This is a genomic window from Mesorhizobium sp. M1403, from assembly GCF_040317695.1.
Taxonomy (GTDB): domain Bacteria; phylum Pseudomonadota; class Alphaproteobacteria; order Rhizobiales; family Rhizobiaceae; genus Mesorhizobium.
In genome coordinates this window covers 268,359-283,902 of sequence record NZ_JAMYKY010000001.1, presented here as the reverse complement: position 1 = coordinate 283,902, position 15,544 = coordinate 268,359, and the positions used below count along the sequence as shown (strand labels likewise).

The window sequence follows — 15,544 nt, the reverse complement described above, 5'->3', positions numbered from 1 at the left end:
GGTCAGCCGACGAGAAACAGCCGTTCGGCGGTGTAGAGCACGAGCCCGGCAAGGCCACCGATGATCATGCCGTTGAAGCGGATATATTGCAGGTCCTTGCCGATGTTCATCTCGATCAGCCTTGTCAGTTGCGCGAGGTCCCAGCGCTTGACCTGGTCGGCGATGAATTTGGACACGCCGCTCTTCTGGCTTTCGACGAAGGATGCCAGCGCCACGATGAACCCCTGGTTCATGTCGGCCCTGATCTGCGCGTCGTCGGCAAGATGGCGGCCGACCTCGACGAACATGGTGGCGAGATGGTCGCGGATCATCGAATTCGGCGCCTTGGCGTCCTGCTCGATGAACAGCCGCAGGCTCTCCCACATGTCGCCGGCCAGAGCGCTGAGTTCCGGCCGGGCGAGGAAATCTCGCTTCAGCTTTTCGGCGCGCCTGGCATATTGTTTGGATGTCCTCAGCCGCTCGACGAAAGTCGCGACGAAAAGGTCGAATTCGGCGCGCATTGGATGGTGCGGATCGGCGCGCACTTCATCGAGCAGCGAGCCGGCCGACGCAACGATCTTCTTCAGCAGATAGGCGTCGGCGCGAAACAGGTTGAACAGCGACGGCAGTTCCTCGCGGATCTTCTCGCGCATCGTCGCCAGCGCCTGCTCGTCGCTCAAGAAGCGGCCGACCACCTTGGTGAACTCGTCGAATAGTTTCTGGTGGCGGCGATCGTCAGTCAGCGCCGACAGCAACTCGGCGGCGAGCGGCGCCAGCGGCACCTTTTCGATCTGCTCCAGCATACGGCTGGTGACGAAGCCGCGCAGTCCGGATTGCTCGACCGCCGCCAGCGTCTGCGGCACCAGCCGGCCGACAAAACGCGACAGGTCGGCGGCGCGGTTCGGATCGGCCAGCCAGTCCGCGACCAGCGCGGAAAAATCGACTTCGGCGAGCTTTTCGCGCACCGGCTCCGGCGCCAGGAAATTGACCTCGATGAAGCGGCCGAGATTGTCGGCGATTCGGTTCTGGTTCTCCGGGATGATAGCCGTATGCGGGATCGGCAGGCCGAGTGGCCGCCGAAACAGCGCTACCACCGCATACCAGTCGGCCAGCCCGCCGATCGTCGCCGCCTCGGCGAAAGCGGCAACAAAGCCCAACCACGCATGCCGGCTCTCGAACGATTTCGCCGCCGCAAAGATCAGCACGCAAAACGCAAGTGCTGCGGTGGCAGCGAACTTGGTGCGCCTGAGCGCCGAAAGCTTGGCATCGGCGTCGGTGTCGAACCGGGCGAACGCGACGGATGCAAGAACCGGGGCTGGTCGTGACATGGTGGGCCGCTCCTGATCGATCATGCGAACTTATCTAATGTCGCTTCCCACAGAAAGCGCGCCGCTGATCCCGGTGCGCGCAATCGCGCATGCAAACTTGACGCCTGAATTCATCTATTATGCAGCGCCAGTCTGGAATTGTTCCAAACTATAGGCCATATTGACGCCAACCACTGCTATGTGAGGACACAATGCGGCTTACCCGTCAGACCAACTACGCCATGCGCATTCTGATGTATTGCGCCGCCAATACCGAACGGCTGAGCCGCATCCCCGAGATCGCCGCCGCCTATTCGGTATCGGAACTTTTCCTGTTCAAGATCCTGCAGCCACTGGTCGAAAACGGCTTGATCGAAACGGTGCGCGGCAGGAATGGCGGCGTCAGGCTCGGTCGCGCGGCCGAAACGATCAGCCTGTTTGATGTCGTGCGGGTGACGGAGGAAAGCTTTGCCATGGCCGAGTGCTTCGAGAACGACGCCGCCGAATGCCCGCTGGTCGACAGCTGCGCCTTGAATTCGGCATTGCGCGAAGCGCTCAACGCCTTCTTCGCCGTGCTGTCGCGCTACACGATCGCCGATCTGGTGGCGGCGCGCCCGAATGTGCGACACCTGCTCGGCATCGACATGCTGGTGCAACGGGCGCCGGCCGCCTGATTTTTCTGATTGCCTAAGCTGCCGATTGCGGCAAAACGAACGGCATGTTTCCTGCCGGCAACACACCGACCTTCAGCCGGCAATCGAAGACCTTTTCGATCAGCTCGTCGCTGAGTACCTGTTGCGGCGAACCTGTAGCGGCGAGCCTGCCGCGATGCATGACGAAAATCCGGTCGGCATACATCGCCGTCAAATTGAGGTCGTGCAGGATGGCGACCACGCCGCCGCCCCGTCTGGCGAAATCACGCGCGATGTCCATGATGATCAGCTGGTGTTTGATGTCGAGGCTGGACACCGGCTCATCGAGGAACAAATAGCGCGGCTTGCCGTCGAGCACCGGCGCCCAGACCTGGCAGAGTACGCGGGCAAGCTGCACGCGCTGCTGCTCGCCGCCGGACAATTCCTGGTAGAAGCGGCCGGCAAAACCGTCGAGGTCGACGCGCGCCAGCGCGCGTTCGGGCAGGCGCTGGTCCTCGCCGGGCAGCGCGCCGGAGCGCCCGCCGACCAGGCCCAGCCTGACGATCTCACGCACAGTGAACGGGAAGGACAGCGTCGTCGCCTGCGGCAGCACCGCGCGCACCGTCGCCGCCTCGACCGGCTTCATCGCCGATAGATTGCGGCCGTTGATGGTGACCTCTCCCGAATAGCCAAGATCGCCGGACAGTGCTCTGAGGAAGGTCGTCTTGCCCGAACCGTTGGGGCCAACAATGGCCGCGATTTCGCCGGGCCGCGCCTCGAAATCGACATTGGCGACAATGCGCTTGCTGCCGATCGCCACCGAGACATCGCGCGCTTCGATCATAAAACCCTCTTAGAGACTGTTTCGAAATTCGCTCTGGCGAGTCATATGGTGGTGGTTTCGAGAACCGGAGCGGAGCGGACATTTGGGTCCGTGAGCACCGGAAGCGCAGAAAACGCCATCAGATGGCCGCCAGAGTAGAGTTTCCAAACGGTCTCTCACAGGTCGATGACGCCGCGCTTACGCAGCAGGATCCACAGGAAGAACGGGGCACCGGCGACCGCGGTGACGATCCCAATCGGCAATTCGGCCGGGGCAACGATGGTGCGGGCAACGGCGTCGGCCAACAGCAGCAGCGCGGCGCCGAGCAGCGCCGATGCCGGCAGCAGGTAACGGTTGTTGGGGCCGATCAGCAGGCGCAGCAAATGCGGCACGACGATGCCGACAAAACCGATGCCGCCGCTGACGGCGACCGACGCGCCGACCGCTGCCGAGACGCCGACGATCGCGGTGTATTTCAGCCGCTGCACCGGAATGCCGAGATGGCCGGCCGTCGCCTCGCCAAGCGCCAGCGCGTTGAGGCCGCGCGCCAGGAACGGCATTGCCGCCAGCGCCAGCACGATGATCGGCCCGACGGAGCCGATTTTTTGCCAGGTTGCGCCGCCCAGCGAGCCGAGCTGCCAAAAGGTCAGGTCGCGCAATTGCCGGTCGTCGGCCATGAAGATCAGGATGCCGGTCAGCGCCATGGCAAGCGCCGCCAGCGCGATGCCGGCGAGCAGCATGGTGGCGACCGAGGTCCGGCCTTGCCGTGTCGCGACCTGATAGAGCAGCAATGTCGTCGCCAGCCCGCCGCAGAACGCAGCCAGCGGCAGAGCCAGCGTGCCGAGCGCCGAAGTCAGCGGCGCCAGCGTGGTCGAGCCAAGCACGATGACGGCGACCGCACCGAGGCTCGATCCGGCCGAAACGCCGATCAGGCCGGGGTCGGCCAGCGGATTGCGGAACAACCCCTGCATGACGGCACCGGACACGGCAAGCGATGCGCCGACCAGTACGCCCAGAATGACGCGCGGCAGACGGATGTCATGGATGATCAGATGGTCGCGGGCGCTCAATGCCGCGTCGCCGGGCAACGCGCCGAACAGCCAGTCGTGCATGACGCCGAGGGCCGAGGCATCGGATGCGCCGGAGGTCAGCGACAACAGCACGGCGATAGCCAGCCCGACGCAGAGCAGCACAATGACGAGGCGGGCGCGCCGCGAACGGTCACCCTCGGCCGCCGTCGCCATGATGCCCGCCGCATCAGCGATCGAATGATCGGCCATCGCGCTCAATCCGTGACCTGGCCGCCATAGAGCGAGACGGCGAGGTCGTGGATGGCGTCGGCCGTGCGCGGGCCGAAGCCGAGCAGATAGCCGCCGTCCATGCGGATCAGCTTGCGGGCGGCACCCGCCGGCGTCGAAGCCGCGACAGGATTCGAAAACAATTCGTCATCCGCCGTGGTCGGCCCGGCATTGTTCATCATCAGGATCACGTCGGGCCTGGCGGTGATGACTGCCTCGTCCGACAATTGCTTGTAGCCGGCAAAGCCGTCGATGGCGTTGACACCGCCCGCAAGCTTGATGATGCCGTCGGCGGCGGTGTCGCTGCCGGCGGCAAGCAGCTTGCCGCCCTGCATCGACAGCACGAACAGGATGCGCTTGCGCTCCTTGATCGAGGCGGTCTGCTTTTCGGCTGCCTTCAGCTTGGCGTCAATCTCGGCTGCCAGCGCATCGGCCTTGGCCTCGACGCCGAGCGCCTTGCCAACGATGTGGATCTTTTCGAGAATGCCTTGATTATCATAGCGCTCGGGCACCTCGATGAACGGGATTCTTGATTTCTTCAAGACGTCGACGGCTTCCTTCGGTCCGCTGCCGTGCAGGGCCAATATGCCCGACGGATTGACCGACAGCACACCCTCCGGCGACAGCTGGCGCATGTAGCCGACATCGGGCAGTTCCGCCGCCGCTTGCGGATAGCGGCTGGTCGAATCGCGCGCGACAAGGCGATCCTGTTCGCCGAGCGCGTAGACGATCTCGGTGATCGAGCCGCCGATGGCCACGATCCTCGAGCGGTCGGCGAAAGTCGCGATGCCCTCGGCGGCCTGAGCCGGCATCAGCGCGGCGAACGCCAGGAAAACAGCGGCCGCAGGACCAGGCGCCGACCTGGAGACCGATGGCAGCCTGGAGAAAAGAACCATCGTCGTTTTCCTCAGGCTGCGGTCGGGCTTGGGATGCGCGGCAGGTTCTCGGCCAGAAAGCGCCAGTCTTCGCGCTCGCTTTCGCCCTCATGCCGCTTGCCGAAGAACTGGATGATCATCTTGCCGTCGGCGCCATAGACTTCGAGCGATGTGATATGGCCGTCCTTGGTCGGCTTGCGCACGGCCCAGACCTCATCGATGTGATCGGTCCGCAGGTGCAGATGGAAGGTCTGGTCGAGCACATTGAGCCATGGTCCCATCGGCTTGATCGAGGCGACGGGGCCGGAATGGATCTGGATGCAGCCGCGATTGCCGACAAAGCACATGATCGGCATGGCGCCAGCGGCGGCGTGGTTGAACATGGCGCTCACCGCATCGTTATCGACCAGCCAGGCATAATCCTGGCCGACCAAGCGCACCGCCTGCCGGCGGCTGAGCTTCAGTGTCTTCAGCATGCCGAAGAACTGATGCACGTCGGTTAGTTGGCTCCAGCGGTCGCGCAGATCCTCGACGCTGGCCGAATTGTCCGCAGTCTCGATCTCGTCGTCAGCCGCGCCCGCTGAAATCGCCACCGTCGGTTCCTGGTTCGGTGATTCCAGCCCGGCCACCAGCTTCTGATAGGCATAGAGGTTGGATGCGGGTCTGAGATGCACCTTGTGCATCGCCTCGCCTGCGGCGTCGAAGAACTGCAGGCTGCGACGGATGTCGGCGCCGTCGCGCTTTTCCACCGCAAAGCCGTGCGCCCAGACTTTCGGGAAGATGCGCAGGTCGATGTTTTCGCCGAGCACCATGGCATTGTGATTGCCGGTGACGACCTTGTCGTAGACGCCGATCTTCTCGTGCACCGCGCTTTCGTTGCGGGTCAGCGCCATCACCTCACCGACAGCTTCGAGACCAGTCAAAAGGTCGTTGACACGCGGCTCGACCCGCACGACCCCGTCGCCGCAATGCGCGGCGACCAGTTCGGCCTCCGAAATACCGAGTTGGGCGGCGAGGTCGCGCTCGCGCATTTTCGGATTGTCTACCCGTGCCCGTCGGATCTCGTGCGGGGCGGGTTTTACGCGCTGGTCCATTTCCACCACCTACTTGTTGAGGATGAGCTTGCCCTGCCGGGTGATCTTCAGCCGATACAGCGCACCGTGATGTTCGATGCCGATCTCGTGCTCGCCCTGGAACAGCGTGTTGCTGGACAGCGTTCTCACGGCCGATTGGACCCGTTCGAAACGGACGGAATTTTCGTCGGAACGGCGGACGCGATAGCGAAAGTCGCTGGGATTGTGCGTGTTCATGGGTTCGCTCCCTGTTCTGTGCCGGGCATCTGGCTCGGCGCCTGCGTGAAATGCCGATTCAATTCTTGACTCGAATGGTCATGTTATCTAGCAGTGCAATACCGGAGTAAATGAGTCAACATTTAAGACGCCGGACGCGATGAAAAATGCCCAGCGAGCCCCAAGCCAGCCAGCATCGAACATGGATTCTTGGAGTTGCAGCATGGGGTTGGCGAATTGGGGACGGCCGGCGGGCAGCGGCCTGGCACACTGTTTTATGACAAGCAAAATGGCCGCGTTGCTGGCCGGCGCCGCGGCGATCCCGCTGCTCGCCGCACCGGCCGGCGCCCAGCAGGCTGCCCAACCGGCAGCCGACCAGCAGCAGACTGACCCGTCTCAACCGCCAGAACAGGCAAAGCCCGCCCCGGCGGGTGCCACGCTGCTCGACAAGATCCTGATCCTCAGCCGCACCGGCGAGACGGCGATCGAGTCGCTTGCTTCAGCCAGCCATGTCGACGAGGAACAGCTAGAGCGCCGCATGGCGACGACGCCCAACGACATGCTGTTCGGTGTGCCGGGTGTCGCCGTCCAGGCCGACGCAAGGCGTGTCAGCTCCAGCATCAACATCCGCGGCCTGCAGGACTTCGGCCGCGTCTCCGTCATCGTCGACGGTGCCCGCCAGAATTTCCAGCGCTCGGATCACGGCACGCAATCGACCTTCTACATCGATCCCGAATTGATCAAATCCGTCGACGTGATCCGCGGTCCGGTCGCCAATACCTACGGCTCCGGGGCGATCGGCGGCGTCGTCTTTTTCGATACCAAGGATGCTCAGGATTTCCTCAAGCCCGACGAGACCTGGGCGGCATCCGCGACCGGGCGTTACGAAACCAACGGTGAAGGCTGGACCACCAGCGCCACCGGCGCCTACCGGATAAACGAGAACTGGGACGTGCTCGGCAACATCGTCTACCGCGACTATGACGACTACAAGCATGGCGGCGGCGACACTGTAGCGGGCACTGGCTTCGACGTCTTGAGCGGCCTCCTCAAGACGACCATCCGCCCCAGCGAAAACAGCGAGCTGAAGCTCGGTTGGATCGGCTCGAACGACGGATGGACCGAGACCAGCGGCAGCGCGCCGGTGAACGACGCCGACCTGAAGGCGAATACCTTCACGGCCCGCTACAACATCACCGACGAAGACAAGAGCTGGCTCGATCTCCACATCAACGCCTCTTACAACAAGACCAAGCTCGATCTGACGACCCTTGTCGCGCAAAACCGGTTTGATCCGATCACCGGTCTGCCCGTGGTTTTGCCGGCGGGTTCGAAATCGATGTTCGACATCGGCACCTCCGGCATCGACATCTGGAACACGTCGAGATTCGAGACCGTTGGGATCGCGCATGAGCTGACCTATGGCGGCGACTGGGTTGGCGACGATGTCGAGACAGGCGGCACGGCGGGCGGCGACAGTTTCTACACGCCCTCGGGCGATAGAAACGTCTCCGGCGCATACGTCCAGGACAAGCTCACCTGGGACTGGCTCGAGGTCATCGCCGGGCTGCGTTACGACAGCTACAAGCTCGACAGCGATGTCGGCGAAACCTCTGGCGACCGCCTGTCGCCACGCATCACAGTGGGCATTTCGCCCTTCGAAAGCGCTAGCCTTTCCGGCCTGCAACTCTACGGTACCTACGCGGAAGGCTATCGTTCTCCGTCGCTGTCGGAGACCCTGATCAGCGGCAACCATCCGGCAGGCGTCAGCTTCCCGTTCCTCCCCAACCCCAATCTCAAGCCCGAAACCGGCAAGACCGTGGAGTTTGGCGTCAACTACAGCACCAACGGCGTCATCGAGACCGACGACGCGCTGCGGCTGAAGGCGGCCTATTTCAACAACAATGTCGACGATTACATCGACGGCGTGACGCTATCGGCGTTCGACCCGACCAGCGGCTGCCCGTTCGGTCCGGGCATCCCGATCTGCTTCCAGTATCAGAATTTCGCCAAGGCCAAGATCCACGGCTTCGAGATGGAGGGCGTCTATGACGCAGCGTGGGGCTTTGCCGGCCTTTCGGCGTCGTTCACCGATGGCCACACGATTTCCTATGAAGGCGAGCGGGCGGACCTTGTCACCGTCCCCTCCTCCCAGGTCACCGGGCAACTCGGCTTTCGCTTCCTCGAGGACAGGCTGACTGTCGGCGGCGAGGTGCAATACAACGGCAAGCCGCAGGGCAACGCGGTGGCCAAGGACTATACGCTGGTCAATGCCTTCGCCAGCTACCAGGCGACCGACAATTTCAAGGTCGATTTCCGCGCCGACAATCTGTTCGACGTCAAATACGCCAACCCACTGAACGCGTCGACCACGAGTGTCGTCTACGAGCCCGGCGTCACCCTGAAGCTGGCGGCGACCATGCGGTTTGGAGGCTGACGATGAGGCAAGGCGTCACAGCATCCCTTCGTCTGTTGGCCGCGGCGGTGGCTATGTCGCTTGCGGCGGCTCCGGCATGGACACAGCAGCAAGCGCCGGCGCTGATCCTCGAGCTGAACGGCGCGCAGCCATCCGACAAGGGCTGCCGCCTGACCTTCGTGGTCACCAACAATCTCGGCGCCGGTCTTTCCAAGGCGGCGTTCGAGATCGCGTTGTTCAACGAGGCCGGCGTCGTCGACCGGCTGACCGTGCTCGATTTCAAGGAGCTGCCTGCAGGCAAGACCAAGGTGACGCGTTTCGACCTTGCCGGCACCGATTGCGGCAAGGTCAGCCGCGTGTTGATCAACAGCGCCACGGAATGCGCCGGCGCCGGCGCCGAGCCGAATGCCTGCATGCGCGGGCTGAAGACGCAGACCAGGACCGGCATCGCCTTCGGGGTCTGAATTTGGGACTGGAACCGGCATTCGCGCGAAACACCCTGGCGTGGCCATTGGCCGGTTTCCTGCCGCCGGAACCGGACGATCCCGATTTCGCCATCCCTCGCGGGGTGCTGCATGTTTCGCCGCGCGACAGACCGGAAGACAGTTGCATCGCCGATGCCGACGGCGAATTGACTGCGGTGCCGGCGGAGCCATTGCGGCAGGCACGACAGATGCAGCGGCGCCACAACTGGACGGTGGCGATCGCCTGCTCTTGCGCATTTCACGCAGCGGTGGCGCTGGCCTTTCTCACCCTGCCGGACGACAGGCCAAGCATCGAAGGTGCCGACCAGCAAGGCGAAATGCTGCTCGGCGCCGATCCGCAGCAGGCGGCCGGCGATGTCGGAGACGACCCGGAAGTGACCAACGTAACGATGGTGACCATGCTCGACGCCAAGCCCGTCGAAACGGTCGAGGCGCAGGCAACCGCGGCAGAGGAGGCGCTCCAGCCGGTCACCGATGTGGCGGAAGCATCGGAAAAAGATGTGGTCGAGCCGGTTAGCGAGGCCGTCACGGAAACTGCTCCTCTTGTCGATCGCCCCGAGCCCGCGCCTGCCCAGCCTGTCGAGCCGGCGCGCCCGGATCCATCGCCCGACATTCTCGCGACCGACAGGCTGGTGCCCACTGACGACAATGCCGTGCCGCCGCCAGTCAGCACGGTCGAAAGGGCCGATCCTGCCGAGACGAGTGCTCCGGCACCAGCCGACCCGGCGCCGGCCGAAACGGTTCAGACGGTCGAGACCGTCGTCGCGGCGGAAGAACCGAAGCCGGAAAGGCCGAAGCCCAAGCAGCCGAAGAAGGCAACCGCAAAGAACAAGCCGGCCAGCAAAGCCGAACCAAACGAGCCTGAAAAGCCGGTCTCACGCAAGAAGGCGGGCAAGGCACTTGCCAAAGCCGATTCCAAGAAGAAAAAGACCGGCTCCGGCGGCCGTGACGAAATGGATGTCGCGCGCGGCACGGCCGACGGCAAGAAGGACGGCAAGATCCTGACTGCCAGCAGGGGCGGCAAGTCCGGCATCGGCAATGCAGCCGTCACAAACTACCCCGGCAAGATCCGATCAAAGCTGGTGCGGGCCTTCAATTCGACACGCACGCGCGCCACGGGCACAGCCACGGTTGCCTTTACCGTCGGTTCGAACGGCAGCGTCCGGTCGGCCAGGCTGACGGGCAGTTCAGGCGTTGCCGCGCTGGACAAGGCCGCTCTCGACGCGGTCCGCCGGGCTTCTCCGTTTCCCCCGATTCCAGACGGAGCCGGTCGCTCGGCCTGGCAGTTCGAGGTGCCGCTCGGTATCAGGTAGCGACCGTCCCCACGCAGAGTCGGCGCCGCCCTGCCCGCGATGAGCGAGCCCTGGCGAAACCCTATGCCGCGGCCAGCAGGCTGGCATTGCCGCCCGCCGCCGTGGTGTCGACGCAGACGGCGCGCTCGTGCGCATAGGCGGCCGGATAATACACTTCGCTGACCAGCGGTACGATCGGGCCGGCGCGGTCGGCGATGACCTTGCGCACGATGCGCGCGGCCTCGGGCGTACCGGAAAAGGCGACGACATCGACCCGCAGCGAGCGCGCTTCGACCGGGTCCGGACGGCCGTCGATCGCCGCCAGCGGCAGGCCCTTGCCGGTCAGCGCCGACAGTGCCGCAGGCGCGCCAGGTGCGACGGCGAGCACGGCATTGCCGGCGGCCAGCGCCTGGATCGTCTGCGCAAGCAGGGTATCCGCGTCGGGACCGAGGCACAGCACGCGCCCGCGCGGCGACAGCGACAGCGTGTTGGCCTCGCCGGTCGGCCCGGGCAGGTCGACCTGGCCGAAATCGATGCCGGCGGCGGCACCGATGGCCGCGGCACCCTTGCCGCGCAGATGTTTCCTCAGGATGGCGACGCGATCCGGCCGCGTCGACCAGCCGCCAAAGGCCGGGTCCGGCAGATTGTCGGCGAGCTCGGTCGCCATCACCTTGCGGCCTTCGGCAAGATGGGTGCCGGCCTCCGGCCCCTTGCGGAAGCGCCGGAGATAATGTGGCCCGCCCGCCTTCGGTCCGGTGCCGGAAAGCCCCTCGCCGCCGAAGGGCTGCGCCCCGACGACGGCGCCGATCTGGTTGCGGTTGACGTAGATGTTGCCAGCATGGATGCCGTCGACGAAATGCTGCGCGCGGCCTTCGATGCGGGTGTGCAGGCCGAAGGTCAGGCCGTAGCCCTTGCGGTTGATCGCGGCGATCACCGCATCGATCTCGTCGGCATCGAAGGTGGCGACGTGCAGCACCGGGCCGAACACCTCGCGTTCCAACTCCTCGATGCTCTTGACCCGAAAGACGTGCGGCGCGACGAAGCGGCCGTCCTTCGGCGCTTCGAGCTTGGCGATCAGCCGGCCCTGCAGGCCCATTTTCGTGCAATAGTCGCGGATTGACGCTTGTGCCTCGTCGTCGATGACCGGGCCGACATCGGTCGAGATCCGCCAGGGGTCGCCGAGGCTGAGCGCTTCCATAGCGCCTTTCAGCATCTCCAGCATCTTCTTCTCGACGTCCTTCTGCACGTAGAGAATGCGCAGTGCCGAGCAGCGCTGGCCGGCGCTCTGGAAGGCGGAGGCGAGGATGTCGCGCACCGCCTGTTCGGGCAGCGCCGTGGAATCGACGATCATGGCGTTGAGGCCGCCGGTCTCGGCAATCAGCATGGCGTCGGGCGCGGCGGTCTCGGCCAGCTGCTTTTCGATCAGCTTGGCGACCTCGGTCGAGCCGGTAAAGCAGACACCGGCAATGCGCGGATCGGCGGTCAGCGGGCCGCCGACCGAGGGACCGTCGCCGGGCAGAAGCTGGATGACGTCTTCCGGCACGCCGGCCTCGCGCAGCAGCTGGACGGCGCGGAAGGCGATCAGCGGCGTCTGCTCGGCCGGCTTGGCGATAACGGAATTGCCGGTGACCAGTGCCGCTGCAATCTGGCCGGTGAAGATGGCAAGCGGAAAGTTCCACGGCGAGATGCAGGCGATGGCGCCACGCGCCTCGGTGCCCGCCTCGGCATTGGCGGCCTCGGCCGCATAGTAGCGCAGGAAATCGACCGCCTCGCGCACCTCGGCAACGCCGTCGGCCAGCGACTTGCCGGCCTCGCGGGCGGCGAGCGCAAAGAACTCGACGGCGTTCGCCTCATAGAGATCGGCCGCGCGGTTGAGGATGGCGGCGCGCTCGGCGACCGGGCGTCTTGCCCATACCGGTTGTGCCTCGACGGCGATGCGCACGGCGGTCTCGACCTGCTTGGCGCCGGCCTCGCTGACCGTGCCGACCACTTCCGAAGGTTTTGCCGGATTGACCACCGGACGCTGCTTGCCGTAGCCGGCGGCGCGGCTGACCGGCTTGGCGTGCCAGCGCTCCGGCCCGGCGAACTCGGCCCTGGCCTTGTCGATCGCCGCCAGCGTCAGCGTGTCGGTGATATCGAAACCCTTGGAGTTGCGCCGGCCGGGGCCAAAGATCGCCGACGGCGGCACGATCGCCGGATTGGCGGCGGGGCCTTGTTTCTCCACCGTTTCGAGCGGGTCGCGGGCAATGTCCTCGGGCTCGACCTCCTCGTCAGTGAGCTGGTGGACAAAGGAGGAATTGGCGCCGTTCTCCAGCAGCCGGCGGACCAGGTAGGCGAGCAGGTCGGAATGCGCGCCGACCGGCGCATAGATGCGGCAGCGCGTGCCTTCGGCCCGCCGCACCGTCTCATGCAGCGCTTCGCCCATGCCGTGCAGGCGCTGGAACTCGAATGTATCGCGCTCCGTCGTCATCGACAGGATGGCGGCGACGGTGTGGGCATTGTGAGTGGCGAATTGCGGATAGATACGGTCGGTCATCGACAACAGCTTCTTCGCGCAGGCCAAGTAGGAGACGTCGGTGTTGGCCTTGCGGGTAAAGACCGGATAGCCGTCGAGCCCGAGCGTCTGCGCCCGCTTGATCTCGGTGTCCCAATAGGCGCCCTTGACCAGCCGCACCATGATGCTGCGGTCGTATTTCCTGGCCAGAGCGTAGAGCCAGTCGATGACGAAGGCGGCGCGCGGTCCATAGGCCTGGACGACGACGCCAAAACCGTTCCAGCCGGCAAGCTCCGGCTCGGCCAACACCCGCTCGATGACGTCGAGCGACAAATCGAGGCGGTCGGCTTCCTCGGCGTCGATGTTGAGCCCCATGCGCGAATGGCGCGCCGCCAGCGCCAGCGACAACAGCCGCTCGGCCATCACCGGCAGCATCTTTTCTTTCTGGGTCACTTCATAGCGCGGATGCAGCGCCGACAGCTTGACCGAAATACCGTGGTTCTGGCGGATGTCGGGGCCGTTGGCGCCGGCATCGAGCGAAGAGATGGCGTCGGCATAGGCCTTGAGATAGCGCAGCGCGTCGGCCTCGGTGCGGGCCGCTTCGCCCAGCATGTCGAAGGAATAGAGATAGCCCTTCTGCGTCATCGGCCGGCCGCGCCTGACGGCCTCGGCGATGGTGCGGCCGAGCACGAACTGCTCGCCCATCTCGCGCATCGCGGCGGCGACTGCCTTGCGGATGACCGGCTCGCCCAGCCGGCGCACCATGGCGCGTAGCGTGCCTTCGATGCCGCCCTCGCCTTCGTCGAGCACGCGGCCGGTCAGCATCAGCGCCCAGGTCGATGCATTGATGAAGATCGAGCTCGAACCGCCCGAATGCGCCGACCAATCGTGCGGCGCAATCTTGTCGGCGATGAGGTCGTCCATCGTCTCGGTGTCGGGCACCCGCAGCAGCGCTTCGGCCAGGCACATCAGCGCCACGCCCTCCTTGGTCGAGAGGCCGTAGGCGGACAGGAACACTTCCATCAGCCGCGGATCGGACGAGCCGCGCACCGCCCGCACCAGATCGGCGGCACGGGCCGAAATCGCCTTGCGATCGTGCACGGACAGCCCGGCCGCCTCGGCCAGCCGCTTCACCGCCTGGTCTTCGTCGGGCAAATAATTGGCACGGATTTGCTGGCGGATGGTGTCGAGCGCTGGCATGGCGGTCCTGTAGAGCGAGCATAAGGGAGCGGGCCGGCGGTCACCGGACCGAATGGCGCAAGCTAACATAAGTAGGGATTTCGTCCGGTCCAAAGAAATCGACAGGACAGGTCGATTGATCTATCATTATGGCCAATCACCTCCAATTCGACCAGGAATCCGATGGCAGAAGACCAATTGGACCGCATCGACAGAAACATCCTGTCGGCCCTGGGCAGCAACGGCCGGCTTTCCATGTCGGAACTGGCGGCAAAAGTCGGCCTGTCGAAGACGCCGGTGCAGGCGCGGGTGAAGCGGCTGGAGAAGGACGGCTTTATCAGGGGCTACCAGGCGATCGTCGACCGCGAGCGCATGGGCGAAGGCCATGTCGCCTTCGTCCAGGTGAAACTGTCCGACACCCGCTCGGCCGCGCTCGACGCCTTCAACCGCGCCGTGCAGACGGTGCCGGAGATCGAGCAGTGCCACATGATGGCATCGAGCTTCGACTATCTGCTGAAGGTCCGCACCACCGATATCGCCGCCTACCGCCGCGTGCTCGGCGAGCGCATCTCGGCCTTGCCGCACGTCGCCCAGACCTCGACCTTCGTGGCGATGGAGACGGTGAAGGATCGGTAGGCGCTCACTGATATCTCGTCAGCTCATCCGGCTCGTTCAAGACGCTCCTGAAATTGCTCCTCGATCGCCCTCAGGAAATGGTCGGACGTCGATGTCCATCCAAAGAGTATCTGCACGAGCGTAATCGAGGCGTCATGATTGCTCCGTGGGGCCTCCAACGCGATCGGTTCGCTCGTGCAATCCGTCAGCAGGATACAGTGATAGTCCCTGAAGAAGGCATCCCGAATTGTCGACTCCACACACACGCTGGTCGTGCACCCTGTCACGATCAGGTGTTTGACGCCTGCGGTCTTCAGGACCGCATCGAGTTCGGTCTCGTAGAAACCGCTGAACCGGGTTTTGTAGAGGACAACATCCCCCGCCTCCGGCCTTAGGTCGTTGACGATATCTGTTCCCCAGGTGTCGCGGATCAGAATCCGGCTCTCACTGCCATCCGGCGCTGTCATGTTCTCACCGACCCCAAAGATCTGGAGATGTCGGAGACGATTGGGGGCGTCCGACGTCCCAAGATCCGAAAGGTCGGGATGATATCCCATCTTCAGATAGATGACGGGCAGTCTCGATTTGCGGGCGGCCGCTATAACACTTGCGGTAGGGCGGACAGCCCGCTGAATCCCGGAGATATCGATGCCGGCTCTGTCGAACATCCCGCCTTTCGAGCCGAAGTCATTCTGCATGTCCACGACGAGAACTGCGGTCTTGGCGGGGTCAATTGAAACAGGTTGAGGCTTGGCGTCGATTTCAAGTGGCTGCATTTTATCCTCCCACAGCCTGAGGTATCGCACTTTGCGCCTTGGTTATCATGAGCAGCGACCCTGCATCGTGTCAACGTTATTTGG

At 64.4% G+C, this 15,544-nt stretch carries 13 protein-coding genes; 5 read left to right on the top strand and 8 right to left on the bottom strand.

Annotated elements, in window-relative coordinates:
• Positions 1-2 precede the first annotated feature (2 nt).
• Entirely contained in the window at positions 3-1,307 is a 1,305-nt protein-coding gene (locus NKH01_RS01400) for a DUF445 domain-containing protein (RefSeq protein WP_023720011.1), read from the bottom strand.
• A gap of 191 nt (positions 1,308-1,498) precedes the next feature.
• On the opposite strand from NKH01_RS01400, the gene rirA reads away from it, so the two are divergent.
• Positions 1,499-1,960, top strand: a complete 462-nt coding sequence (gene rirA / locus NKH01_RS01395; RefSeq protein ID WP_023720010.1) for an iron-responsive transcriptional regulator RirA — start codon at positions 1,499-1,501, stop codon at positions 1,958-1,960.
• A 13-nt stretch (positions 1,961-1,973) separates the two neighbouring features.
• On the opposite strand, the gene NKH01_RS01390 is transcribed toward rirA, so the two are convergent.
• The 5 genes from NKH01_RS01390 to hemP form a co-directional block, all read right to left on the bottom strand.
• The gene (locus NKH01_RS01390) at positions 1,974-2,762 is read right to left on the bottom strand and encodes a heme ABC transporter ATP-binding protein (RefSeq protein ID WP_353018586.1); all 789 of its coding nucleotides are present in this window, start codon (positions 2,760-2,762) and stop codon (positions 1,974-1,976) included.
• A gap of 155 nt (positions 2,763-2,917) precedes the next feature.
• Positions 2,918-4,021 (bottom strand): FecCD family ABC transporter permease, encoded by a 1,104-nt coding sequence (locus NKH01_RS01385; protein WP_353018585.1) that lies wholly within the window; start codon positions 4,019-4,021, stop codon positions 2,918-2,920.
• A gap of 5 nt (positions 4,022-4,026) precedes the next feature.
• Positions 4,027-4,935 (bottom strand): heme/hemin ABC transporter substrate-binding protein, encoded by a 909-nt coding sequence (locus tag NKH01_RS01380; protein WP_353018584.1) that lies wholly within the window; start codon positions 4,933-4,935, stop codon positions 4,027-4,029.
• 11 nt (positions 4,936-4,946) lie between these two features.
• Positions 4,947-6,008, bottom strand: a complete 1,062-nt coding sequence (locus NKH01_RS01375; RefSeq protein WP_353018583.1) for a hemin-degrading factor — start codon at positions 6,006-6,008, stop codon at positions 4,947-4,949.
• A 9-nt stretch (positions 6,009-6,017) separates the two neighbouring features.
• Positions 6,018-6,224, bottom strand: a complete 207-nt coding sequence (hemP, locus tag NKH01_RS01370; protein ID WP_023720005.1) for a hemin uptake protein HemP — start codon at positions 6,222-6,224, stop codon at positions 6,018-6,020.
• 202 nt (positions 6,225-6,426) lie between these two features.
• On the opposite strand from hemP, the gene NKH01_RS01365 reads away from it, so the two are divergent.
• Genes NKH01_RS01365 through NKH01_RS01355 form a run of 3 tightly spaced genes read left to right on the top strand, consistent with a single transcriptional unit; the run spans position 6,427 to position 10,417 of the window.
• A complete protein-coding gene (locus tag NKH01_RS01365) occupies positions 6,427-8,640 on the top strand; it encodes a TonB-dependent hemoglobin/transferrin/lactoferrin family receptor (protein WP_502912586.1) in 2,214 nt (737 codons plus the stop codon).
• 2 nt (positions 8,641-8,642) lie between these two features.
• Entirely contained in the window at positions 8,643-9,083 is a 441-nt protein-coding gene (locus tag NKH01_RS01360; protein WP_353018580.1) for a hypothetical protein, read from the top strand.
• Positions 9,084-9,130: 47 nt separating this feature from the next.
• Positions 9,131-10,417 carry an energy transducer TonB family protein gene (locus NKH01_RS01355; RefSeq protein ID WP_353018578.1) on the top strand — a complete coding sequence of 429 codons (1,287 nt, stop codon included), beginning with the start codon at positions 9,131-9,133 and terminating at the stop codon, positions 10,415-10,417.
• Positions 10,418-10,478: 61 nt separating this feature from the next.
• Here the strand turns inward: NKH01_RS01355 and putA are convergent, their stop codons facing one another.
• Positions 10,479-14,090: a bifunctional proline dehydrogenase/L-glutamate gamma-semialdehyde dehydrogenase PutA gene (putA, locus tag NKH01_RS01350; protein ID WP_353018577.1), complete on the bottom strand. Its 3,612-nt coding sequence runs from the start codon at positions 14,088-14,090 to the stop codon at positions 10,479-10,481.
• A gap of 162 nt (positions 14,091-14,252) precedes the next feature.
• On the opposite strand from putA, the gene NKH01_RS01345 reads away from it, so the two are divergent.
• The gene (locus tag NKH01_RS01345) at positions 14,253-14,705 is read left to right on the top strand and encodes an Lrp/AsnC family transcriptional regulator (protein WP_023720000.1); all 453 of its coding nucleotides are present in this window, start codon (positions 14,253-14,255) and stop codon (positions 14,703-14,705) included.
• A 23-nt stretch (positions 14,706-14,728) separates the two neighbouring features.
• Here the strand turns inward: NKH01_RS01345 and NKH01_RS01340 are convergent, their stop codons facing one another.
• On the bottom strand, positions 14,729-15,460 hold the full coding sequence (locus NKH01_RS01340) for a cysteine hydrolase family protein (protein ID WP_353018574.1): 732 nt from the start codon (positions 15,458-15,460) through the stop codon (positions 14,729-14,731).
• Positions 15,461-15,544: the final 84 nt, after the last annotated feature.